The following is a 23,019-nucleotide window of genomic DNA, read 5'->3' on the forward strand; positions in this document are numbered from 1 at the left end:
TGTATTGGAAGCCATAGCAAATGGAGCACATAAAAGAGGTTAGAGGGAGAAGAATATGGGAAGAAAAAATAGAGCAGCTTTGACTGGGAAAAAATCACCCTTAGCCTGGGTGATGGAATATGCATTTGTATTACTGGGGTCTGCCATAGTGGCGATTTCCTTTAATGTTTTTTTATTGCCAAACCGGGTTGCCTCTGGCGGAGTCAGCGGGATCAGTACGATTCTCGATGCTGTTGTGAGCTGGGAACCTGCCTATGTGCAGTGGGCATTTAATATTCCTCTGTTTATTGCAGGAGTCATTTTGCTCGGCAGACAGTTTGGGGCGAAAACGCTGGCTGGGACGATCTTCTTGCCGTTTGTTGTATTCTTGACGAACGATTGGGAAGCTTGGACAAGTGATCCATTGCTTGCTTCTTTATTTGGGGGAATTGGCGTGGGGCTTGGTCTAGGCATTGTTTTTAGAGGAAAAGCATCTACGGGCGGAACGGATCTTGCCGCACAAATTATTAATAAGTATACGGGTCTATCTTTAGGAACCTGTGTTGCCTTAATTGACGGACTGATTGTTTTATCAGCTGCCATTGTCTTTAATATTGAGCAGGGGTTATATGCACTCATCGGTCTGTATGTTACAAGTAAAACGATCGATCTGGTTCAGGTAGGCTTCGGCAGATCGAAAATGGCTCTTATTATTACAGAAAAACAAGACGAAGTTCGTGAAGGGATTCTGAATAAAATAGACCGTGGTGTGACAAAACTATCTGCATACGGTGGTTATACCGATCATGAGCGTCCTGTTCTCTTATGTGTAGTTGATCAGACGGAGTTCACAAAATTGAAACAACTGGTGAAAACGATTGATCCGTCTGCGTTTATCATTGTAACGGATGCTGCAGAGGTACTTGGCGAGGGTTTCAAAAGGGACTAGTATTGGTATAATATAACTGTATTATGGATTCATTTCCTGAGGGGGAGTTTAAGGTGAAAAAGAAGCTATTGGCATTATTATTAGGATCGGCTCTTGTACTTGCTGCATGCGGCGGCGGTGACGACGCTTCTGAGAACACAGGCGGTACCGACACATCTGGTGGAGAAACAACAACAGCAGATGCCGGCAATGCAGAAAAGCTATACAATCAAAAATGTTCTCAATGCCACGCGCAGGATCTTTCAGGCGGAGCTGGACCAGGTTTGCAGACTGTAGGATCTAAACTATCACAAGAAGAAATTGAAAATATCATTATTAACGGTCAAGGCGCGATGCCTAAAGGCCAGCTGACTGGTGAAGATGCGACCACAGTTGCAGAATGGCTTGCTGCTAAAAAGTAAAAGATAGAAGAAAAACGTCCAGCAGGGCGTTTTTTTATTGGTTTTCTCTTAATTTTATTATGTAACAGCTAACCGGTTTCAATCATTTTCCAAGATTTTTGATCATTCTAAAACTATTTTCGTACATTTCAATCATCTATTCTATTATCTCTGTGGCTTTTAAATTTATTTCCAAAAGTTGGACATTTGTTTACGGAATAAAATTTACTGCTCTCTTAAAAACTCTTTATTAAAACCTGTTATTCCCATAATCTGCTTTTCCACTCTACAAAACTCTCGTATCTCTATACCCATCCCTCTAACAGATATCTCAATTATTTACACCTTTCATCAAAAAATTAAAGAAAAAAGAGGAAGAAAGAAGGAGAATACCGTCGATTTATTGAATCTTTTATTATTAATTTAGGAAAATAGTAGGAATCCAGGATATAAATGAAAAGAAAATGTAATAATTTTTTCCGTTATTTTGACAAAGTATGATGTTATAATGAAGTCTGTGAGAAATAGAACAAGGAATGTGTTCTTTTTTCTCTCATTATGTCGATAGATGTCGTATTTTGGTGAATTATCTGCAAGAATAATAAAACTAAGACATATTTTAGGTGATATAGATGATTGAAATGCAAGACGTATATAAGAGGTATCCTAATGGTGTAACAGCAGCCAATGGAATAGATGTTCATATAAAGCAAGGCGAATTTGTTTATGTAGTTGGACCGAGCGGAGCTGGGAAATCAACTTTTATAAAAATGATGTATAGAGAAGAAAAGCCAACAAGCGGGAAAATTTTTATGAATGGCGTGAACCTTGGTGAGCTGAAAAATAGTAAGGTTCCGAATTTGCGCAGAGATATAGGAGTTGTTTTCCAGGATTTCAAACTGCTTCCTACATTAACCGTTTATGAAAATGTTGCGTTTGCATTGGAAGTAATTGAAGAACAGCCGAAAAACATTAAGAAACGTGTGATGGACACGCTGGATCTTGTGAATTTAAAACATAAAGTTAGAATGCTGCCAACTGAGCTTTCAGGGGGAGAACAGCAGCGTGTGTCAATTGCCCGATCAATTGTGAACGCACCAAAGCTAGTAATCGCAGATGAGCCGACTGGAAACCTTGACCCTGATACATCTTGGGAAATCATGAACATTTTTGAGGAGATCAACACGAGGGGAACGACAGTGGTCATGGCAACTCATAACAAAGATATTGTAAATACGATTAAACATCGTGTCATCGCAATTGAGGGCGGAAAAATTGTCCGCGATGAGCAAAGAGGTGATTACGGCTATGAAGTCTAGAACATTGCGCCGTCACTTCCGTGAAAGTTTTAAAAGTCTTGCCCGCAATGGGTGGATGACCTTTGCTTCAGCTAGTGCGGTAACAGTCACTTTAATTTTAGTAGGCGTATTTTTCGTCATTATGATGAACCTTAATAATGTGGCGACTTCAATTGAAGAAGATGTAGAAATTCGTGTTCATATTGATGTTGCAGCTACAGAAGAAGATCAGCAGATTTTAAGGGAACAAATTGAACAAATATCAGAAGTGGGCTCTATTGCTTTTATTCCAAAAGAAGAAGAGCTAGATAACATGATCAATAGTCTTGGAGAAGACGGGGAAGCTTTTAAACTGTTTGAACAAGACAATCCATTGAATGATATTTTTGTCGTAAAGACGAAAAATCCGACAGATACGATGACAGTTGCTGAAGAACTTCAAGAACTGCCGTATGCATCAAAAGTAAAATATGGACAAGGCGAAGTGGAAAAACTATTCTCGTTCATTAATGTGAGCCGAAATGTCGGCTTAGTGCTGATTATTGGGCTCCTATTCACAGCCATGTTTTTAATCTCAAACACAATTAAAATTACGATCGTGTCAAGACGACGGGAAATCGAAATTATGAAGCTTGTCGGTGCAACAAACGCATTTATTCGCTGGCCGTTCTTCCTTGAAGGCTTATGGCTTGGAATACTGGGATCGATCCTTCCGATCGCGTTGATCGCAACATCCTATTCCTATGCGTATGACTATATTGCACCAAGGCTGGACGGTCACTTTATCCAGCTCTTAGAATTTAACCCATTTGTATTCCAAGTTTCAGCCCTTCTAATCTTAATGGGTGCTTTAATTGGTATTTGGGGAAGCTTAATGTCTGTCCGTAAATTCTTAAAAGTTTAATAGAAACGAAGAGATGCGGTTGTATAAAATCGCACTCTTCCCTTTTATATACTTTCTGACCATTAGGCCGTTTTCTTTACATAGAACACAAAATTTCTATGAAATATTTTCTGGGCTTTTCTAAAAGTATTTGAATCTAGACAAAGACAAATTGAATCTAACTTGGCGCGGGACCGATATCATCAGTATTTGTACGAGGGGAGAAAAGAAAAGTGAAGAAAAAACGTTTACTAGTTCTATCAATGGCTGCTATGTTAGGTGCAGGCGGTTTGGCGATAGGCACTCCAGCCAATCAAGCTTTTGCGGAAAGCAAAATCAATAATCTGCAAAAAGAACAGGAAAAGCTACAGCAGGAACGTTCGGGTGTAGAAACTGACATAAATAAAGCAGGCTCTGAAATTGAACAGTTACAAAAGGAACAAAAGGATGTTCAGGCAGAGATTAAACGATTAGATCTAGCCATCAGTGATGCTCAAACAAAAATCACTGAAAAAAACGAACAGATTACGAAGACAAAAGAAGAGATTGTAAAGCTTCAGGAAGAAATTAAAGTTTTGAAAGAGCGGATTGAAAAACGAAATGAACTTCTGAAGGATCGTGCTCGTTCATTCCAGGAAACGGGCGGTGCTGTCAGCTATATCGATGTTCTCATGGGAGCGCAAAGCTTTAGTGACTTCATTGATCGTGTTGGTGCGGTTGCAACCATTATGGAAGCTGATCAAAGTATTTTAGAAGAGCATCAGGCAGATAAAGAGCTTTTAGAAGAAAAGCAAAATGCTGTAGAAGAGGAACTTGCTTCACTTGAAAAAATGCTTGCAGATCTTAAGCAGCTTCAAAAGGAATTGAACAGCCAAAAAGGTGAAAAGGACAAGCTAATGGCTTCTCTAGAAAAGAAAGAGGAGCAAAAGCATGCTGAAATCACTGATCTTGAAGAGCAGAAAGAAATTTTAGCTGCTCAAACGGCAGCTGTTCAAAAAGCAATTAAGCTTGAAAAGCAGCGTCAGGCGGAAGCGGCAAGAAAAGCAGCTCAGGCAGCCGCTGCAGCAGCTGCTGCTAAGAAGAATAATAGCGGATCTTCATCATCATCTTCAGGCGGAGGACAGCAAGTATCTGCACCACCGGTATCAGGCGGTGCGTTCACACGTCCATCTGCTGGCCGTTTGTCTTCTGGATTCGGTCCGCGCTGGGGTACGTTCCACTACGGTATTGACCTTGCTGCAAAAGGCAGTGTTCCGGTTGTAGCAGCAGCTGATGGTGTGGTTATTCGTTCCTATTATTCTTCCAGCTATGGAAATGCAATTTTCGTTGCCCATTCGATTGATGGTGTTGTTTATACAACAGTTTACGCTCATTTAAGCAGCAGATCAGTTGGCTCAGGTGCTGTTGTTTCCAAAGGACAGCAGCTTGGATACATGGGGAACACAGGCCAGTCTTATGGCCAGCATTTGCATTTTGAACTCCACCGCGGCGAGTGGAATGCGTCAAAATCAAACGCTATTAATCCGGTTGGAATTGTTCCATTGTAAAAATATACGTTTTAACGGAAGAGGCGATGCTTCTTCCGTTTTTATTTTTTTGAGAACTGCTAAAGTCTTAAAACCGCTTTGTATTTCTACTATTCATTTACCCCCTCTCACCTTTAATAATCATAACTCGTCCTTCTTGTTCATATATTGGTTTGTAGAAAATGCTGCAGAATTACTATGCCTGAGTGACAGCTATTGGACAAAAGAGAGGACGATTACATGAGAAAAAGATGGATCGCAGCTATTGTAGCCAGTTCTATGCTTGCTGGAGCAGGAGGAACATATATAGGGATTTCTTATTACGCTGGAGAAGAAATCGATGCTGAAAAGGCCAAGACTCATTCCGGAGCAAATGAAAATAGTGCGGTAACGTTTGATATTGAAAAAATGGAATCAGCTTATCAGTTAATTTTAAATAGCTATGTAGAAGAGGTTGAAAGTGAAGAGCTCGCAGAGGGAGCGATTCAGGGAATGCTCGCTACCTTAGATGATCCTTATTCTGTCTATATGGACGAGGAAAGTGCACGGCAGTTCAATGAAGCGTTAGAATCCTCATTTGAAGGAATTGGAGCAGAAGTCAGCAAGGTAGACGGAAAGATCGTTATCGTTTCTCCTTTTAAAGACTCGCCTGCAGAAAAAGCAGGGTTAAAGCCAGATGATGAGATTTTAAAAGTAGATGGCGACAGTGTTGAAGGCTTAGATCTGAATGAAGCGACCTTAAAGATTCGCGGCGAAAAAGGGACCAAGGTGAAGCTTGAAATTGCCCGTACAGGTTTGAACAAGCCTTTGCAGATTGAAGTGAAAAGAGACGAGATCCCGCAGATCACCGTTTACTCAGAAGTGAAAAAAGAGAATGGAAAAAAGATTGGTTATATGGAGATTACCTCTTTTTCAGAGGATACAGCAAGTGAGTTTTCCGATCAGTTGAAAAAGCTGGAAAAAGAGGACGTGGAAGGCCTATTGATTGATGTGCGCGGAAATCCAGGCGGGTTTCTCACATCAGTCGAAGAAATACTGGGCGAGCTTGTCACAAAGGAAAAACCATTCGTTCAAATTGAACAGCGCAATGGTGAACGCTCCACCTATTTTTCAGAAAGAGAAGAGAAAAAAGATTATCCGATCGCTGTGTTAATTGATAAAGGCAGTGCTTCTGCCTCTGAGATTCTGGCTGGCGCATTACAGGAAGCAGGCGGATACACGCTCATCGGAGAAAAAACATTTGGCAAGGGAACCGTTCAGCAGCCGATGGCAATGGGTGACGGAAGTAACATCAAGCTTACCCTTTTCAAGTGGCTGACACCAGATGGCAATTGGATTCATAAAAAAGGAATTGAACCGACACTTGAGGTAACTCAGCCTGATTTATACCGAACCCATCCGCTACAGCTAGAAGAAACCTTAAAAATGGATATGAATTCAGAAGAGGTTCAGTTCGCTCAGGAAATTTTAACAGCATTAGGGTTCGAACCAGGCAGAGCGGACGGCTATTTCAGCACCGAAACAGAGGTTGCTGTCCGGGCATTTCAGCGTATGCATGATCTTGAAACGAGTGGAGAGATCGATGGAAAAACGGCACAAGCCTTACAGCAGGCTGTTTTAGAAGAGATTAAAAACGAAAATAATGATCTGCAGCTTCAGGCTGGACTGAAATATTTAGCGCAGTAACAATAACAACGCGACAGGCCTCGCTCCTTTCCGACATGGGAATGGCGAGGCCTGTCATATTTTATAGTATCCAAAAGTATAAATGAGCAGCGAGGAAGAAGACTCGTCGTAATGGCTTAAGTTAGGAAAGCCGTCCTTTCAAGACTTGTCAGTTGGGAAGTTTTCTTTAATTGCAGATCCATAGAATTATCAATAGGTTTTGTCGCAGCAATTTGGTAGAATATAATACATATAGAAAAAGATGAAACGTTGATGAATGTAACGAATAAGCAGTTTATTAAGAATATAGAGGTTGGTGGAACAATGGCTGAATTATGGCTGGTTGAAATAGGAAAAGGAGCGGCCAAGCTGCTATTGAATCCGGTATTTTATTTGCTCTTCTTTTATGCCGCATGGCTTGGGGTTTCTCGTGTCAAAAAAGAAAGAAGAGATTTTTCAGTGCGTGCCGAAAATGCCTATTATGAACTGAGGCAGTTATTGCCTCTTGGTTTGCTGCTGGGCCTGATCTTTTCGATCATTATGATAGGAGCAGGATTGGCTGTACCTCTTGAAACGGTTGTGTTCGCAGCTGCTTTAACCGTGCTGCTTTCATTAACAGGGAAGGTAAGATGGTTATCGCCGGTTTATACACTGGGCTTTGCGTTCTTTCTGACAACGATTGCTGTCCAGCAGAAATGGCCGATTCCTTCTTGGCTTCAATCTGTTATTGAAGGAGATTCTATTATTTTCCCAGCGGTGGCTGTTTTGGCTGGTTTGCTGCTGATCGGAGAAGGGATTTTAATTGCGAGAAACGGCAGCAAAGGCACATCACCGCGGCTGATGAAGAGTAAGCGCGGCCAGATTGTTGGTGCTCATGAAGTAAAGAGAGTATGGATGGTGCCGGTATTCCTTCTGATTCCAGGAGATGCCCTGCAGACTTCGTTTGAATGGTGGCCAGTCTTTTCAATCGGAGATAATGTCTATTCTCTGATTCTAGTGCCATTTGCCGTTGGTTTTTACCAGCATATCCAAAGCTCACTGCCAAAATTGGCTGTAAAAAATGTAGGCAGAAGAATTACGGTTCTTGGTGCACTTGTGCTGTTAACTTCGATTGCGGCCTATTGGTATCCAATTGTGGCAGTAGCGGCTATTACAGGGGCGATCCTTGGCCGGGAAATTCTGGCGCTCCGCAACAGGGTTCAAGAAGACAATGCCACATTCTATTTCTCCAAGCAAAATCATGCGCTCATGATTTTAGGGATCATTCCCAACACTCCAGCAAGCAAAATGGCTCTGCAGGTTGGCGAAATGATCACAAAAGTGAATGGCGTAAAGGTCTCAAATGAAAATGGCTTTTATGAAGCACTGCAAAAAAACCGTGCCCACTGCAAACTCGAAGTTCTAGACGTCAACGGCGAAGTGCGCTTCGTCCAGCGCGCCCTCTATGAAGGTGATCACCATGAACTTGGCATTCTGTTTGTGCAGAATGAGAAGAAGTGGGGAAATGAAGCAGTTTGATTAAGTGTTTTTTTAATTAATAATCGGAAAAGATTCTTAATCTTTCGGTATTACAAACATAATGAAAAACTTCGAGCCCCTTCAATTATTGAGGGGGTTCTTTATTTATGTGTATTCGCCGCATCACTTCCAACAAAATAACTACTGAAATAAAGTTAATCTTGGAATATACTATTATCAACGGGTTAATGTTAAAAACATATTCTACCCTATCATTCCAATATTTTTAGAATGTACAACATGAAACTCATAGGAGAATACTAAAAATGAAAAAGAATTATTTTATATTACTTTTAACGGCCATCATCATGGTTGGCTGTACGAACCAGGATCATTCAGCCACCACAGATATAGAAACAGATTCACAAGAAGTTACAACAGTTGAGACAAATAAAAATAGTGAAAAAGAAGAAATTGTCACTACGGTGGAGGATGAACCAGCAGAAGAAACAGTAATCCAAGCAAATGATGAACGATTTGCAGGATACGAACTCATGGAAGTAGATGGGGGTGATTTGTCTGGAGAACGTAAATCGAATGTCGTCGTTGACATTGGTTACGGGGACCGTGAATATTGGGCATTTACGAATGAATATGGACAATTAGTGCGTGTTATTGCTGACGAAATCATTCTACAAGATGACAGTAAGGAGCCTGTATTATCGTCTGGCCGCTACTATTCGGATGAAGCAAAGGTTCCTGGCGTCGAAAGTGATGTTTTAGATGAAGGACATGTCATTGCTGATTCTCTCGGAGGGGTATCGAATGCTTATAATATTACACCACAAGACAGTACGCTCAACCGACATGGTGACCAAGCTTATTTAGAAGATACGATCCGCAAGGCAGGCGGTGCCACTGATTTCGAAGCGATTATTACCTACCATGATACAGAAACACAGATTCCTTCGAGTTATCAGTATACCTATACAATAAACGGAAATGTCATTACGGATTCATTTGACAATGTGAACCCTGATAAAGTAAACGAATCACTTGGATTAATTGGAAATAAAGACACCGAGTCCGACTCACCTAGTTCTTCAACAATTGAAGGAGATCTTTCTAAGATTGATACAAACGGTAATGGACAGGTGACAATCGCAGAAGCAAAAGCAGCAGGATTCAGCATGCCAATAATGAGTGATCATTGGTTGTACAAATATATGGATGATCGTGATGGTGACGGTATGGTAGGCGAGTAAGGCAATAGAACTTTAAGGCAAAATAAATATACGAAAAAACATTTCCTTGTTGGACAATTTATAACAATTTGCGAATGGCTGTCTATACAGAAATCTGAAGCTAATGGTCAATTCACTAGATTTGTAAGGTGAAAATATAACGTTTTCTCACTAATAAGGTTTTCCTTAAAAAAGGATGCCTTTTTTGTGTTGCAATAGGGGTATGTTTGTTGAGGGTGGAATTTATTGCAAGTGTGTGAGTTTTGATAGAATATGATTAGACATTTATAAGAAGGTGAGAAATATGAAAATATGGAAAAAAAGTTATGATGTTCATGTTGTTTTGGAACCATTAACAAAGGATGATATAGAATTAGCAGAAAACATTTTTAACGTGCATTTACCGGAAAATTACATTAATTTATTGTATATTCAAAATGGAGGTTACCTAGTCTCCAACTATGTCAGAGTGAATTTTGTTATTCGGATGAAAGCCACCGAATAGCTGTTAGGGAACACCAATTAACTACCCCTTATGTTTACGAGGTTTCAACTGATTGGGGAATTAACATTTCGGAATATACAAACGAAAGAGTTCGTAACGAATCAAAGCAAAAGCTTATCAGACTCTGTGAAATTATGGATGAATTTCTCGTAAAAGGGGATTATTTCGAACTATATAGTTGTTGGGTTGGGGAAGAAGATGAAGAACGGGAAGGAGAGTTAACTCTCAAATTAAAAAATTTTGACATAGACAAAATTAGTATACCTGAAAAAACATTAGTGAGATTTGAAAATGAAGTCTTCTTCAACTAACTGGTGCTTTCCTTAAGTAAAAGGAAGCCTTTTTCTTATGTCGCTAAAGGGGAGATAAGTGTTTGTTTATTGAGGGAGGTTAGTGCAAGAAGGAAAACAGCACTTTATTATTGAATTATCTAAGAGGTCAAATATACTTGTGGTTTCCAAAGTGTTTTTGGCGTAAGGTTAAAATTATTATATTGGTAGTTTTTTTGATTAAACGAATAGGTAAGACTTCCTTCATATCAAGTTCAGAAAGAAATCATCACTTTTTTTAGTATATTTCTGGATTGTTGAATATTAATAAATATATATCAATTGAATTTTAACCTGAAAGTATATTCATCATTATAAAATGAAAGGAATTTGCAAAATGATATCCGGAATTAATAAATTTCTAATTGTTAAAGCTGATGAAATTGATTTAGATGTAAGGACTCAAATGTCTGAAATTTTTGCGGAAGGTTTTACACAATGGCTTGTCTTTTTTTCTAAAGATAAAAACGTTATTGCAAAGGCTTTTGCTCATATGTTTATTTTAGATCAATTTTTTGTAGCTATAGCAGATGGAGAAATTGCTGGAGTTACAGCATGTACAGATGGAACAAAAAAATCAGTAAAATTAAATAATAAAGAGTTGAGAAAGCATCTCGGTTTCTTTAAAGGAAGTTTGGCAGGGATTTTTTTAAAAAAGGAATTCGAAACTCCTTATAAAAATTTCCCTCCAAATACTGGATCAGTTGAGTTTGTTGGAACAGCTCCTGAATTCAGGGGGCAGGGTGTAGCATCTCAAATCATCCATTATATTATAGAAAATACACCGTATAACAATTACGTTATTGAAGAAGTCGCAGATACGAATGCTCCGGCAATGAATTTATATAAAAAAATGGGTTTTGAGGAGTATAAACGGAAGGCTGTTCCACAGAAGGTAGCTAAAAAAATTGGAATAAATAATTTTTTGGCTCTGAAATATGTGAAGAAATAAGTCTATATTATAAAAGAAAGACCATGTTGATCAACTTTATTTATAAACAGTCATTTAACTAGGTAGCATTCCAGGAATCAAAGGTTCGTTTTTACATAAGGAAAAAACTGTGTGAGAGAACGTACTTAACTTAACGGACTTTCCTTAACAAAAAGGGAAGCCTTTTTTTGTGTCGCTAACGGGGCAGTTTTTATTCAATGCGTTCCACTGAATCGAAAATCGTGTTGCACACAATTGCTTTAAAAAATAAAGACTTATAAACCGGTTAATTCTCTTGTACAGTATCTATCATAAAGAATACAAAGAAAATTAATTAGAGGTGTAATAAGGTAATGAAAATAAAGATTGAAAAACCGAAAATCTCAACTGACGTAAAAAATGCTAATTTCCATGACATTTTTTATGAGGAAGAACCTGAGTTAGTAAACTGTTCCATCAAAAATTCCCAAGTAGACAATGAAACACTAGATAGACTTTTCTTATCAAAGGTTATTTTTAAAAACGTCAATTTAGTAAATTGCACTTTTATGAACATAGATATGACAGATGTGGTTTTCGACAATTGTAATTTATCCAATGCGCGTTTGTGTGGAGGTAATATACATAGAGTTGAATTCAAAGAATGTAAGCTTTTGGGTTTAGATTTATCAGAAGCTAGTCTAGGGAACGTTCTTTTTGAAAACTGTGACTTAAATTTAAGTAACTTTGCAGAAACACGTTTAAAACAGGTGTGTTATGAAAAGTCATCTTTAAGAAGCTGTAATTTTTTTAATTCAAAATTCAATAAAATTGTAACTAATCTTTGTGATATTAATGATGCTGACTTTACACAAACGATGCTTAAAGGCGTTGATATAAGTACATGTACCTTTGAACAAATTAATGTATCTATGGAAGGCTTAGTAGGATGCGAAGTTTCTTCAAATCAAGCTATAGGGTTATCGAAATTATTAGGACTGAAAATTAAAGACTAATTCGGTAGTAAAATTATATATATTAAAAGAAAAGGCTAAGGACAAATTTGTGAAGCAATGTACTTCAACTACCGGTGCGTTAGTTGAAAAAAAATCAAAATTAAATCACACATTTTAGATATATCTATTATGTGTGGTTCCTTTAAAATCAAGCAATGTATTCCTATAACCTTAATATAACTCTGGTTGTACAAATATATGGATGATCGTGATGGTGACGGCATGGTAGGCGACCTAAGCCACTAGAACTTTGAGTCGATAGACATTCTCCTTGATGGACGATTCATAACAATTTGCGATTGGCAGTCTGTACAGAAATAACTGAAGTTTGAAATCATCTGAATTCATATGGTGAAAATATAATACTTTCTCACTAATAGGGCTTTCCTTAAAAAGGGATGCCTTTTTTCATATGTAGAAATAGGGGCAGTGAGTTTAATAAGAAGGGGATATTTAAATACATGACGAATTAGAAATATAACGAGATTTGGAGGTAATATATGAATCCCATATTAAATCAAGTTGGTACAATATTTATTCCTGTAAGTAACATTGAAGAGGCTCGTAATTGGTATTGTGACATATTAGGACTCTCAGCAGATGGAGAGATATTATTCGGCCATTTATATATTGTTCCAATGAAAGGAACAGGCATTGTATTAGACAGCAAGATTTTTTCCGAGGTTAATATTTTTAATACTCCACCGTTTCATTTAAATACTAATAATATAGAACAAGCATATGAGTTTATGAAAGGTAAGGGTGTCGAATTAACAACAAAAATTGAGAATAATCATTGGTTTAATTTCAAAGATCCTGATGGTAATCATCTAATGGTCTGCATGTGTTAAAGCATTATTAAGCGAAGTTGTAGATTGAAAAAATTCAATTGAATAAAAGGTGACATAATGGATAGAGAACTGTTAAAGATTTTTGATGTGACAGGAAAATACATAGGAACATCTACTAGAGAGGAGGTTCATAGTAAAGGCTTGTGGCATGAGACATTCCATTGTTGGTTAGTGAGTAAATTAGATCATAAATATTTTATTCATTTTCAGTTAAGAAGTAATCAAAAGAAAGATTATCCTAATATGTTAGATATATCTGCAGCTGGACATTTAAAAGCAGATGAAAGTGTTTCTGATGGTATTAGAGAAGTGCATGAAGAGTTAGGTGTAAATGTAACAATAGAGGATTTAATTTCTATCGGAAACATACCTGGTGAAATCATTCAGGATCATATAATTGATAGGGAATTTGGACATGTGTTCTTATATATAATCCCAGATGAGTCAGAAATTAAGTATAAATTCCAAATGGAAGAAGTATCCGGAATAATGATGATAGAATTAGATTTATTTGAGCAACTATGGTTAGAAAAAATAGATAGTGTTCAAGCTAAAGGTATAGTATTAAATGAAAAAATGGAAAAAGTTGAAGTAGATCGATACGTGAGTAAAGATGATTTCGTACCTCATGACAGTACCTATATTTCCAAGGTTTTAAAGGAACTAAAAATTTTTCTTACATGAAGTCTTATTAATTGATAGTAAAGAGTTGATCTTCGAACGTGTTAAGAATAAATCTAGGATATACAATGAGTCAATTTCTTATAAGCAGCCTATGGGTGAGGCTATTTAGATTTTTCTGAGTTGGTTTAAAAAGAGATTAAATTTATCGAGATTGTATTGGAAATGAAATTGCACACAGTGCTGCCACACTAAAGAAGGAGAAACGAAATATTTGTCAAATATATACAATATTAGAAGGGTTAAATATCAATATATAAAATAAGTAGTGTGGTGTGCGTATGACATTAAAGTCTGAACTATCAAATCTAGAAAAAACTTTACAATCCAGCAATATAGATGATCTTATCGAGAGAATGTTGAATAATATAGGTTCAATCGATGGAGAACTTAGAGATCATCTAATTTATACTTCATTTGGAAAACTTATTCTTGAAGACTATTTAACAATAAAACAAATGAATCATATTCTTGAGGTTTGTCTTCGCAACCTATTTTTGAATATTGGTCAAAAAGGAAATGACTCAGTATTTACACGCTCCTTCTCCTCTTTAGTAATTGTATTGGTGGTAAAGAAAGATAGGGAAAAACATTTTTTGTCAGATGAGATTTTAAAACAAACTATTTTGGATAGTATTAAATATTTGAAACTTGAAGAGGATATTCGTGGCTATGTGACCGGAAAAGGATGGGCACATAGTATAGCACATGGTGCGGATTTACTAACAGAAGCTATAAGTCACCCTAAATTTAATATTAATCTATCTGACTTGTGCTTGGAAACAGTCAAACTATGTTTGTTTAAAGATAGCACAATAGAATTGCCATTTGTTGATGAGGAAGAGGAAAGGCTCATTTTTGCAGTAGAAGCACTTCAAGAGAAAGGCGTTACTGAGGGTGAAATGGGAGATTGGGTAATAAAAATTTCTTATGAACTAAATAATGTATTTGAAAAAGAAGGATACAGCTTAGCATTTTCTAGAAAAAAATCCATTATAATAAATTTTTTGCGAGGATATTATTTCAGGTTATTGTACAAAAATAAATGTTTAAATTTAAGGGGAAAAATAGTGGATATTTTAGAACAATGGCAAAAAAAAATGTACAACTAAATCACCTTAGATAAAAGATAGATATTTCAACTATATAGAGCTTGTTTGTGATCAGCTGCCAAATCAGGCGGCTTTTGTTATGTAACAAAACCAGCTAATAGTTTGTCAATAAATATATTTTAAATTTATAATCACTAAATGCTATACTAAAAATGCACAACTCAAATAACCCTCCTGATTCAATTTGGAAGTTTTTAGTTGTATAGGAAAATGCTGTTACTAAATAGTTTTTTGGAATGGAGTTTTCGTTTTTAACATCGCATAAATCCAGTGTAAAAGCTTATTAGCACATGCAATAATGGCTACTTTATAAGGCTTACCTTCTTCAGTTTTAAATCGTAGAAGGCACGTAATCGCTTATTTTAATCATTGTGATGAAATTATCTTAGCAGTTAATCATAAAAACATTCCTGCTCAGAATTTATATAAAAATGCAGGATTTGTTGATACAGGTAAAAGGAAAGTTGGCAATATAGGAGAACAGTTCATTATGAGCTTATAAGTTAATGCGAAATTTAGATAATCCTTTTCTTTCTAAACGGAAGAGAATGGTGACTGTAAATGCTATAATATTTAGTTTATTTTCCGCATAATTATAAGATTTATGCCTTTTTGTAATTTCATGATTACTTCTTATTTACTTAATAGTATTTTTAAATTTTTAAAGAATTATCTTTTTGACGTTTGCTTTTTAATTGTAATGAATAACTTGGTAACCCAGAAAGCTAAGTAGGCAACTCCAATGTCAATCAGAAAAAGGTAAGTCAACTTCATTCCCTTATACATAATTAGCAGTTCTACCTTCTCTGATATGTAACCAAAACAATAAGCAAAAAAAGCTGAAAGTATAATTGTGTATAAATAATAACTCTTATTTTTATTTGAGTATGATTGGTATAGGAGCATAAAACAAACAGGTAATAAGACTGCAGTAACAGTTATACCCATAGGAAGAAAATGTGTGAACCCATGGGGATGTATCAAGTAGTTATTTTGAGATAATATGCTGTCGATATTTGACCAGGTAACATGTACTATAAACCCGAAAAAACAGACTTCAAATAATCGTTTTCTATCTATTTTAAAATAAAGAATGGTTAGGGGAATTATAATAGACATTATATTAAACCAAAAATACCAAGTCTTCCAGTTAGAATATTTCATCCAGTGATCTATACGCAGTGTACTAATCCTTTCTTTATATTCAAAAATGGATTGAAGAAGATCTTGTTCATTCAATAAAATCACTCCGTATAATAGATCTTTAAGTTGATAATTATAATTCCCTAAGGAGTCTTAAATTATTTACTTTTGTTACTTCCTTTAGTGGATTTTTTTCATTCACATAAACAGGTGTTTATAATAAAGATGAAGCTGCCATTGGGGTAGCTTCTTTTATTAGGCAGTTTAGTTTAAGAAGGTACTACAAAAAATAGTAATATTAGCCGTTTGGGATGTTAGGAGATCTTTATGACGAAATACATTTTAAACATACAATAAGAAGCAAAATATCATAAAAACCATGCTGGGATGAATTATGCGGTGAAGCTATATAAAGAAGGAAATATGACTGTAAATTATATTTATGAAATTCAAATGTGTCTAGGCTTCATAATATAGAAAGCTATCGGATAGGAACAGTTGATGAGTTATACCAAAAAATAGGAGTATATAATAGCAATAAACTTCATATAGAGGTGGGTTTATATGCCTAAAATAGACAATATGTTAGCAATTCTATGGATGCTTCGTTCAGGTGAAAAAATTACTGCGAAACAAATTTCTGAAAAGTTAGAGATGAATATTAGGACTGTGTATCGTTATATTGATACAATTTCAACAAGTGGTGTACCTATAATTTCAGAACCAGGACATAACGGTGGATACACTTTAATGAACAATTTTATTGATGCTCCTCTTTTTTTCGATGCTGAGGAGCAAACTGCACTATTTCACGCTGCTGTTTTTGCAGAAGAGGCCGGATATTATGGAGGTGAAGCACTAAATAGGGCCGTTTCAAAACTAAGTAAATACTCAAATCAAGAGCAGGAAACAAAGAGAAACCAACATTTAACTAGTCTTGAAGTAATAAGTCGATTAAATTCACTCTCTAAGGAACCTTTTTTGAAGGAGTTGGAGCAGGCCATAGCTGACGGTTACTCAGTAAAAATTCTCTACTATAAAAATGGTGAAAAGCAATTAAATGATAGACTGGTCGATCCGTACAGAATTATCTATTGGAATAATAAGTGGTATGTGATTGGATTTTGTCATCTTAGAAATGATATCCGTAGTTTTAGAGCAGATCGAATTGAAAGCCTCATGATAACCGAAAATAAGTTTAACCGGCCAGAAAAGTTTTCAGCACGTGATTTTTTTATAAAAAGTCTTCTGCCAGCAATAGCAGATAAGGAAGAGATTTCTTTGGTTATAACTGGGGATAAAAGTGTTTTGGCTGATATTTGCCAACATTGGTTTTTAGGACATTATTTACAAGAACGGACTTCAAATCAAGCTGTTTTTCTTCTTGAAAAAGATATGTTACATACATATGTACCTTATTTACTTTTACCGTACAATAAATCTATTAAAGTTATTGAGCCAATAAGTCTTAAGAAGCGACTTATTGAAGTTCTGTCGGAATTAATAAAATATCATCAAGTATGATAACTTCCCTGACGTTAGCCGTCAGGGAAGTTATTTTATAATAGTTTTATTAATTGTGATGGGAGTGTTATTGGTTGCAAACAAAAAATGTTTATCTTTATGTATTTAATACAATGTCAGACTGGGAATATGGACATTTAATTGCTGAACTAAACTCAGGAAGATATTTTAAAAAAGATTTAGCACCTTTAAAAGTAATTACAGTAGGAGCTAATAAAGAGATCATTACGACTATGGGAGGACTGAACATAAAACCAGATATTTCTCTTGATGAATGTACTCTTGAGAGTAAAGATCTTTTAATTTTACCAGGAGGGACTACTTGGAGCGAAAAAATTCATCAGCCTATCTTGGAAAGAATAGGCCAAGCTTTAAAGCTTGGCACTATTGTTGCTGCAATTTGTGGTGCAACTGAGGGCCTCGCTAATATGGGATACTTAGATACTAGAAAGCATACAAGTAATAACTTAGAATATACTAAAATGGTATGTCCTAACTATAAAGGAGAAAAGTTCTATGAGTTGGGGTCTGTTGTATCTGATGCGAATCTAGTTACTGCATCAGGAATAGCTCCTCTGGAATTTGCAATGGAGGTACTGAAAATAATAGATGTATTTGCACCAGATACTTTACATTCTTGGTATAACCTAAATAAGACTCATAAACCTGAATACTACCTCCAATTAATGAATTCAATAAATAAATGAAGTAACTGAAGAGTTCAATTTTTCTAATCATGATTTGCAGAAAAGTTGGGCTTTTTTAATTGGATTTACCTTAGCGTTGTACATCCACATTTTCCTGCCGAATTAGGTGGAAAAAGTAAATATTATTCAATACATGTGTACTCTTATTCTTTTGAGAAATTATTGTATAGTTTTCTTGTCGGGAGAAATGCTATCAAAGAAGAAGATTTCTTTTTTTAAGGGGGGTAACCATATGCGAAAAGCTTTGCTTGCATTGCTTCTTGCCACATTTCTTGGAACTATTGTGACAGGCTGTGAAGAAGTCAATCCAGGTACAGATCAGCCTGGAGAGGACGAAGTTGGCGATAACGAAATTAATGATGAAGAATAAAGGCAAAAGGTATTGAAAAAGCACTAGTAGCTGACCTTGCAACTTCTGGAGCTAAAGGACAGCACTCGGTTTTTATTCAATGGTTACAGGGATTGGACTTTTTCCAGCTTCATTACTTACAGGTTGGCTATGGCAGACATTTGGAGCTGAAACCTCTTTTTATTTGAATGGGATTATTGCGGTTTTTGCTTCAGTTCTATTATTTATAATACTCCCTTCAAAGAAGGGGGGACTTATCCATTAATGTGCACTACACAAGAGAGTGATCATCCAGCTTATGGTTACTTGAAATTCAGCTAAACTGTCAAATTGCCTGAATTTTTATTCTACAGGTAGATCTTATGTTAATTCCTGTTATTGAAAAGTATGTTTCTCATGAAACAAAGCCAATGTACTTTTTGCATCTGTTATGGCATCTAGCAATGATTTACCTAATTGATCCGTTACTGACACAATATCTTCTCCATCTGTTGGTGTATTTAAAATCGCTACAATATCAGGACTAGGTTGTTGAATTTGGTTCAGTAAACGTAAAATAGCATTAATGGAGTAATGGGCACTTCTTAAACTGCGAATAACTTGCAGCTGCTCAAGTTCCCTTTCACCATATGCCCGGTTACCATTGTCCAGTCTCGGAACGGTAATGAGTCCGTTACGTTCCCAATTTCGGACGGCTTCAGATGTAACGTCTAAAAGTATTGCAACTTCCTTTCGGGAATAAGTATGTTTACTTACAGCAGGACTTTCTCTCAACCATTTCTCAACAACTTTTGTAGCAGATAAGGCATGAACATATTCGCGTTCTAAACTGGTAAGATATTCTCTTGTAAGTTTTTTAGCTTTCGTAAATTCTTCTTTACCGCAAGCATATACAATTGCACGAGCTCTTTTTCGAATATCTCCTTGTACAATTTCACACCGAAAGAGCGTTCGTGCGACCTTTAACTGAAATAAATGGATGTCTGAATAGATCCGGTAGCCATTTGCTTGTCTTGGAACTGGGGATATAAAGCCCCAGTCCTCATAAATGCGCACAGTGTTGGGGTGTATCCCAACAAGTGCTGCAATTTCTTTTGTTTTGTACACTGGCACACCTACTTCCATTTGAAAAATTTAATCGCTCCACATAATCCAATTACAATACATAAAGCCAAAATCACGATATGAATTAGACCATCTGTTAGTGACTCTCCTGTACTTGCCTGCTTTAATAAATGAATTCCATGAGATAGTGGTAAAAAGTCCATTATCCATTGGAAGAATCGAGGCATGGATTCATACGGAATTGTTGCTCCTGAAAACAGTAACATCGTAAAGTAAGCAACAGAGCTCCAAACATTTGCTGACTTTTGGTCAGGTACTAAGCTTCCAATAAAAATCCCGATACTATACATCGCTATAATGACATAAGTGTAGGTCAGAAGGAATATTGCCCAAGAGCCTTTTAGTTCATAATCAAATAATAGATGATAAACAAGTGTGACACCAATAAATGAGACAACTGCTGAAGAAAGCTGAATCAGCCCTTGAGCCAATAATATTTGGAGTGGTGACACAGGTGTTACTTGGAATCGCTTTAGAATCCCTCGGTGCCGGTAGTCTGCAATTGTCAGTGGAACGCCCATAACTCCTGTTGCCAGTACACCAATCGTAATAACAGCTGCGTACGATAATTCAAAATTGGAAGGACCAGCTAAGTCTTCTTTACTCAGTAAATAACCATATAGTGTGGCTAAAATGATAGGGAAGAAAATCCCAAAAATAAGAATATCAATGCCCTTCCAAACGAGCTTCCCCTCAATTTTTAAAAAGGTAATAAATGTGCTCATATCCAATCCTCCTCGCCCGCATAATGTAAATACGCGTCTTCTAGTGTAGCTTTCTCACTTGCGTGGATTGCCTCTTGGATTGTGCCATGAAAGACCGTTTTTCCTTCTTTTAAAATTAAGATTTTATTACATAAGGCCTCGACCTCGTCCATGTAGTGGGATGTTAGAACAATTGCCAGCCCTTTTTCTTTCATGGCTAAAAGCTGTTTCCAAAGCATGCGTCGAGCCTTCGTATCTAATCCTGTTGTAAGTTCATCTAAGAAAACAAGCTTAGGATTTGAAATTAATGCCAGCAGTACTGATAAGCGTTGACGTTCTCCCCCTGAAAGAGATTTTACAAGTTGAGTTTCCTTACCAACTAGACCAAATGTTTGTAAAAGTAGAGGCACATCAGCAGTTTGCTTATAAAGCGACTCCCACTGTTCACATGCTTCAAGTATTGTTAGTTTATCTTGGAAATTTGTTTCTTGAAACTGTACACCCACCTCTTGAAAGACTTCCTTGCGATCGAGAATTGGTGACTTTCCGAGCATTGTGAGCTCTTCGTAATTACTCTTCTCAATACCAAGCACCGCCATAATGGCAGAGGATTTCCCAGCACCGTTTGCCCCAAGTAAGCCAATTACCTCCCCAGGTTCGATGCTAAAACTAATGTTGTCGATAGCTTTTTTAGTACCGTATGTGACGGATAGGTTCTGGACGGTTAAAATCATTTTTGTTCCTCCTATTTAAGACTTAGGAAGCTACTATACCAAAGAGTTGTGGGGTTGGTGTTATATTGGAGGCTTTTATAATTGTGAATTAGGCGCTTGATGCCAAATCAGCCTGCTTTTATTATGTAACAAAAGGGTCAGGTTTGTTTAATTAGAGTAAATACCTTTGGTTTTGGTGGTAAAAGATGCATTAGAGCGTATTCCATTACAACTAGATCTTCATTAATAGATAAAAAACTATAAATGGAAGCCTATTGTTACGTTGTGAGTATTTTGTAAACAGTCTAGTCAGCAGTTTGTTTAACAGACTTTCTAGATATAACTAATAAGCCAAAGTTCTGATTGAGAAATTTGGCTCTTTTTAGAGAGGTTATTTTCGCTCTATTCTGTATGTGCAAAACAAGTAATGATAGAAAATGGACTATTTTTAGATGATAAGATTCAACTTCTTTGTTAGCGGCAGGATATTTTGGCTAAACGTCGTATTTCTTCGCTTAGTTTTTGATTAACAGGATACACTTCTTCTATGAAGCTTAAAATATGAAGGGCAGATTCAGGTACACGGTCATATCCCTGTATCATGTCTGCAATTCTTCCTGCGAAAAGAGGATATCTTTTTTCCAGACGCCTCTCGTTTCCGAAAGGATCGGGAAAGTAGTCCACCTCTTGCTCTATCAAATGAAGTACGGATAAAATCCTATCCACAGCATAACCTTGAATGAACCTCACCGCTGATAGGCGCTCTCCCCTGGCAAAGCGGCCCAGTCCCACATAGAGGTTAGTTAAAGCTTCGTTCAAAGGATGATCCAAGGACTCTTTTTGGGGGCTGGGTATTGGGTTGGAAGGTTTTGAAAGACCCGTATTGTTGTAGGAGGGATTCTGCCAAACGACTCTTCCTTCCGTATAAGAAGCATTAACCAGCTCCGATTCCTCAAATACCGCATATTCACCAAAGATGCCGTCCTCGAACAGAATTTTATAGCCATTCTCCGTATTCTTAAAAGAATAAGCTAAAGGGTGAACTTCTTCTAGCCAATCTAAATTATCGATATATCTGCTTTTCTGCTTATGCTTTACAATGACAAAGAAGTCCAAATCTGAATAATCGTCCAGCCTGATAGTTTCAATTCCAACGGAACCGACCCCTAACAATAATAGTGCACCCCCTTTACTTTCGAGCGATTTGCCGATCTCATCCAGCCGCTGCAACAGCCTTTCTGTTTTCAACATCAAAAGTCCTCCTTTAGCTTTAAGAATACAAAAAGGGTCCAACCCACTTTTCAGCTAGGTTGAACCCAAAGGTTACATTGCCTTTATTTTCCTAATGTGATTTTACCATAGACCTTCATTTCTTTCTACATAAAATGAAAATTATATTTGAGGTAATATTCAAAGAACAATACAGGGGACCATACAAAAAGATAAAGAAAAAAATCATCGATATCGGATGTGGAAAAGGATCAATTTTTAGGCTGTACTTGTATAGAGATATCACGTCTTTTACGTAAAATGTTGAATTTATTATGATGCTGTTTATTAGAGGTGTGTTTTTATAGTGATTAAGATACAGAAATTTTATCCCCAAGAAATGAAAAGCAAGATTACTCAATTAAAGTTAATGGGTTACCTGATACCTATGTATAAAGCCTTTTAGGGTAAACGTATAGGTTTGTTAAATGAAGGTGATGAAATAGAGACAGGCAATAGAATGTTGACTATCTACCATACTCCAGAACATATTTCAATTTTAGAAAATAGTAATGATTATCTATTTACAGGTGATTTGCTTTATGAGGAAATCCAGTGTATAGCCAATGTTCCCAATGTAACAAAGGTTTATGGAGGACATAATACTATAGGTTTTGATGCAAATCTTTTACAAGAAGTGGGAAATGCAGTTAAAGTACTTAAAGAAAAAGATCAAGTAATGTAGGGAACTGGAATTCA

Annotated in this window: 23 protein-coding genes and 3 pseudogenes; 20 read left to right on the forward strand and 6 right to left on the reverse strand. The window is 36.6% G+C overall.

The annotated features are described in order from the left end of the window. Positions 1 to 55: 55 nt before the first annotated feature. The 14 genes from F7732_RS11470 to F7732_RS11530 all read left to right on the forward strand — a co-directional run bounded on the left by F7732_RS11470 (position 56) and on the right by F7732_RS11530 (position 14,786). Positions 56 to 928, forward strand: a complete 873-nt coding sequence (locus tag F7732_RS11470) for a YitT family protein (RefSeq protein ID WP_151573999.1) — start codon at positions 56 to 58, stop codon at positions 926 to 928. 53 nt (positions 929 to 981) lie between these two features. Beyond that, positions 982 to 1,329, forward strand: a complete 348-nt coding sequence (gene cccB, locus F7732_RS11475) for a cytochrome c551 (RefSeq protein ID WP_066442577.1) — start codon at positions 982 to 984, stop codon at positions 1,327 to 1,329. A 611-nt stretch (positions 1,330 to 1,940) separates the two neighbouring features. After that, complete coding sequence (gene ftsE / locus F7732_RS11480; protein WP_066442578.1) at positions 1,941 to 2,627, forward strand: cell division ATP-binding protein FtsE; 687 nt, start codon at positions 1,941 to 1,943, stop codon at positions 2,625 to 2,627. Further along, positions 2,617 to 3,510, forward strand: coding sequence for a permease-like cell division protein FtsX (gene ftsX, locus F7732_RS11485; RefSeq protein WP_066442579.1), 894 nt, complete (start codon positions 2,617 to 2,619; stop codon positions 3,508 to 3,510). The genes ftsE and ftsX overlap by 11 nt, the downstream gene beginning before the upstream one ends. A 242-nt stretch (positions 3,511 to 3,752) precedes the next feature. Beyond that, entirely contained in the window at positions 3,753 to 5,036 is a 1,284-nt protein-coding gene (locus F7732_RS11490) for a murein hydrolase activator EnvC family protein (RefSeq protein WP_151574499.1), read from the forward strand. 219 nt (positions 5,037 to 5,255) lie between these two features. Next, the gene (locus F7732_RS11495; RefSeq protein ID WP_151574000.1) at positions 5,256 to 6,701 is read left to right on the forward strand and encodes a S41 family peptidase; all 1,446 of its coding nucleotides are present in this window, start codon (positions 5,256 to 5,258) and stop codon (positions 6,699 to 6,701) included. A gap of 303 nt (positions 6,702 to 7,004) precedes the next feature. Beyond that, positions 7,005 to 8,198, forward strand: coding sequence for a PDZ domain-containing protein (locus F7732_RS11500; protein WP_151574500.1), 1,194 nt, complete (start codon positions 7,005 to 7,007; stop codon positions 8,196 to 8,198). Positions 8,199 to 8,464: 266 nt separating this feature from the next. Beyond that, positions 8,465 to 9,403 carry a DNA/RNA non-specific endonuclease gene (locus tag F7732_RS11505; protein WP_151574001.1) on the forward strand — a complete coding sequence of 313 codons (939 nt, stop codon included), beginning with the start codon at positions 8,465 to 8,467 and terminating at the stop codon, positions 9,401 to 9,403. A 283-nt stretch (positions 9,404 to 9,686) separates the two neighbouring features. Then, complete coding sequence (locus tag F7732_RS23460; protein WP_420837689.1) at positions 9,687 to 9,887, forward strand: SMI1/KNR4 family protein; 201 nt, start codon at positions 9,687 to 9,689, stop codon at positions 9,885 to 9,887. A gap of 666 nt (positions 9,888 to 10,553) precedes the next feature. Continuing rightward, on the forward strand, positions 10,554 to 11,168 hold the full coding sequence (locus F7732_RS11510; protein WP_151574002.1) for a GNAT family N-acetyltransferase: 615 nt from the start codon (positions 10,554 to 10,556) through the stop codon (positions 11,166 to 11,168). A 332-nt stretch (positions 11,169 to 11,500) separates the two neighbouring features. Beyond that, positions 11,501 to 12,142: a pentapeptide repeat-containing protein gene (locus tag F7732_RS11515; protein ID WP_151574003.1), complete on the forward strand. Its 642-nt coding sequence runs from the start codon at positions 11,501 to 11,503 to the stop codon at positions 12,140 to 12,142. A 500-nt stretch (positions 12,143 to 12,642) separates the two neighbouring features. Continuing rightward, positions 12,643 to 12,993, forward strand: coding sequence for a VOC family protein (locus F7732_RS11520; RefSeq protein ID WP_151574004.1), 351 nt, complete (start codon positions 12,643 to 12,645; stop codon positions 12,991 to 12,993). 57 nt (positions 12,994 to 13,050) lie between these two features. After that, on the forward strand, positions 13,051 to 13,677 hold the full coding sequence (locus F7732_RS11525; RefSeq protein ID WP_240056603.1) for an NUDIX hydrolase: 627 nt from the start codon (positions 13,051 to 13,053) through the stop codon (positions 13,675 to 13,677). A 278-nt stretch (positions 13,678 to 13,955) separates the two neighbouring features. Continuing rightward, on the forward strand, positions 13,956 to 14,786 hold the full coding sequence (locus F7732_RS11530; protein WP_151574006.1) for a DUF2785 domain-containing protein: 831 nt from the start codon (positions 13,956 to 13,958) through the stop codon (positions 14,784 to 14,786). 219 nt (positions 14,787 to 15,005) lie between these two features. On the opposite strand, the pseudogene F7732_RS11535 reads toward F7732_RS11530, so the two are convergent. Beyond that, positions 15,006 to 15,148: pseudogene (locus F7732_RS11535) on the reverse strand (IS110 family transposase); the annotation flags it as partial. Between F7732_RS11535 and F7732_RS23055 the strand changes: the two are divergent. After that, positions 15,148 to 15,288: pseudogene (locus F7732_RS23055) on the forward strand (N-acetyltransferase); the annotation flags it as partial. The pseudogenes F7732_RS11535 and F7732_RS23055 sit on opposite strands and share 1 nt — an antisense overlap. A 167-nt stretch (positions 15,289 to 15,455) precedes the next feature. Here F7732_RS23055 and F7732_RS23465 read toward each other — a convergent pair. Continuing rightward, positions 15,456 to 15,950, reverse strand: coding sequence for a CBO0543 family protein (locus F7732_RS23465; protein WP_420837693.1), 495 nt, complete (start codon positions 15,948 to 15,950; stop codon positions 15,456 to 15,458). Positions 15,951 to 16,292: 342 nt separating this feature from the next. On the opposite strand from F7732_RS23465, the pseudogene F7732_RS23060 reads away from it, so the two are divergent. From F7732_RS23060 to F7732_RS22640, 4 genes and pseudogenes are all read left to right on the forward strand, one after another. Beyond that, positions 16,293 to 16,431: pseudogene (locus F7732_RS23060) on the forward strand (helix-turn-helix domain-containing protein); the annotation flags it as partial. A gap of 62 nt (positions 16,432 to 16,493) precedes the next feature. Then, the gene (locus tag F7732_RS11545) at positions 16,494 to 17,453 is read left to right on the forward strand and encodes a helix-turn-helix transcriptional regulator (RefSeq protein ID WP_151574007.1); all 960 of its coding nucleotides are present in this window, start codon (positions 16,494 to 16,496) and stop codon (positions 17,451 to 17,453) included. Positions 17,454 to 17,527: 74 nt separating this feature from the next. Then, entirely contained in the window at positions 17,528 to 18,160 is a 633-nt protein-coding gene (locus F7732_RS11550; RefSeq protein WP_151574008.1) for a type 1 glutamine amidotransferase family protein, read from the forward strand. A 232-nt stretch (positions 18,161 to 18,392) separates the two neighbouring features. Then, positions 18,393 to 18,530 (forward strand): hypothetical protein, encoded by a 138-nt coding sequence (locus F7732_RS22640; protein WP_161598869.1) that lies wholly within the window; start codon positions 18,393 to 18,395, stop codon positions 18,528 to 18,530. Between the two features lie 354 nt (positions 18,531 to 18,884). Here F7732_RS22640 and F7732_RS11555 read toward each other — a convergent pair whose 3' ends face one another. From F7732_RS11555 to F7732_RS11570, 4 genes are all read right to left on the reverse strand, one after another. Beyond that, positions 18,885 to 19,616 carry a MerR family transcriptional regulator gene (locus F7732_RS11555; RefSeq protein ID WP_151574009.1) on the reverse strand — a complete coding sequence of 244 codons (732 nt, stop codon included), beginning with the start codon at positions 19,614 to 19,616 and terminating at the stop codon, positions 18,885 to 18,887. Positions 19,617 to 19,624: 8 nt separating this feature from the next. Further along, positions 19,625 to 20,359: an ABC transporter permease gene (locus tag F7732_RS11560; protein ID WP_151574010.1), complete on the reverse strand. Its 735-nt coding sequence runs from the start codon at positions 20,357 to 20,359 to the stop codon at positions 19,625 to 19,627. Then, positions 20,356 to 21,072, reverse strand: a complete 717-nt coding sequence (locus tag F7732_RS11565; protein WP_151574011.1) for an ABC transporter ATP-binding protein — start codon at positions 21,070 to 21,072, stop codon at positions 20,356 to 20,358. Before F7732_RS11565 ends, F7732_RS11560 begins: the two co-directional genes overlap by 4 nt. A gap of 453 nt (positions 21,073 to 21,525) precedes the next feature. Continuing rightward, the gene (locus F7732_RS11570) at positions 21,526 to 22,302 is read right to left on the reverse strand and encodes a hypothetical protein (protein WP_151574012.1); all 777 of its coding nucleotides are present in this window, start codon (positions 22,300 to 22,302) and stop codon (positions 21,526 to 21,528) included. Positions 22,303 to 22,741: 439 nt separating this feature from the next. Here F7732_RS11570 and F7732_RS11575 point away from each other — a divergent pair, with 439 nt between their 5' ends. Beyond that, entirely contained in the window at positions 22,742 to 23,005 is a 264-nt protein-coding gene (locus F7732_RS11575; protein ID WP_151574013.1) for an MBL fold metallo-hydrolase, read from the forward strand. The last annotated feature ends 14 nt before the right edge of the window (positions 23,006 to 23,019 follow it).

It is taken from the genome of Bacillus mesophilum, from assembly GCF_008923265.1.
Classification (GTDB): domain Bacteria; phylum Bacillota; class Bacilli; order Bacillales; family Cytobacillaceae; genus Cytobacillus; species Cytobacillus mesophilum.

Coding starts and splice junctions, on each gene's coding strand:
- F7732_RS11470 (WP_151573999.1), top strand. CDS start 56: ATGGGAAGAAAAAATAGAGCAGCTTTGACTGGGAAAAAATCACCCTTA.
- ftsE (WP_066442578.1), top strand. CDS start 1,941: ATGATTGAAATGCAAGACGTATATAAGAGGTATCCTAATGGTGTAACA.
- ftsX (WP_066442579.1), top strand. CDS start 2,617: ATGAAGTCTAGAACATTGCGCCGTCACTTCCGTGAAAGTTTTAAAAGT.
- F7732_RS11490 (WP_151574499.1), top strand. CDS start 3,753: ATGGCTGCTATGTTAGGTGCAGGCGGTTTGGCGATAGGCACTCCAGCC.
- F7732_RS11495 (WP_151574000.1), top strand. CDS start 5,256: ATGAGAAAAAGATGGATCGCAGCTATTGTAGCCAGTTCTATGCTTGCT.
- F7732_RS11500 (WP_151574500.1), top strand. CDS start 7,005: ATGGCTGAATTATGGCTGGTTGAAATAGGAAAAGGAGCGGCCAAGCTG.
- F7732_RS11505 (WP_151574001.1), top strand. CDS start 8,465: ATGAAAAAGAATTATTTTATATTACTTTTAACGGCCATCATCATGGTT.
- F7732_RS23460 (WP_420837689.1), top strand. CDS start 9,687: ATGAAAATATGGAAAAAAAGTTATGATGTTCATGTTGTTTTGGAACCA.
- F7732_RS11510 (WP_151574002.1), top strand. CDS start 10,554: ATGATATCCGGAATTAATAAATTTCTAATTGTTAAAGCTGATGAAATT.
- F7732_RS11515 (WP_151574003.1), top strand. CDS start 11,501: ATGAAAATAAAGATTGAAAAACCGAAAATCTCAACTGACGTAAAAAAT.
- F7732_RS11520 (WP_151574004.1), top strand. CDS start 12,643: ATGAATCCCATATTAAATCAAGTTGGTACAATATTTATTCCTGTAAGT.
- F7732_RS11525 (WP_240056603.1), top strand. CDS start 13,051: ATGGATAGAGAACTGTTAAAGATTTTTGATGTGACAGGAAAATACATA.
- F7732_RS11530 (WP_151574006.1), top strand. CDS start 13,956: ATGACATTAAAGTCTGAACTATCAAATCTAGAAAAAACTTTACAATCC.
- F7732_RS23465 (WP_420837693.1), bottom strand. CDS start 15,950: ATGAAATATTCTAACTGGAAGACTTGGTATTTTTGGTTTAATATAATG.
- F7732_RS11545 (WP_151574007.1), top strand. CDS start 16,494: ATGCCTAAAATAGACAATATGTTAGCAATTCTATGGATGCTTCGTTCA.
- F7732_RS22640 (WP_161598869.1), top strand. CDS start 18,393: ATGCGAAAAGCTTTGCTTGCATTGCTTCTTGCCACATTTCTTGGAACT.
- F7732_RS11560 (WP_151574010.1), bottom strand. CDS start 20,359: ATGAGCACATTTATTACCTTTTTAAAAATTGAGGGGAAGCTCGTTTGG.
- F7732_RS11565 (WP_151574011.1), bottom strand. CDS start 21,072: ATGATTTTAACCGTCCAGAACCTATCCGTCACATACGGTACTAAAAAA.
- F7732_RS11570 (WP_151574012.1), bottom strand. CDS start 22,302: ATGTTGAAAACAGAAAGGCTGTTGCAGCGGCTGGATGAGATCGGCAAA.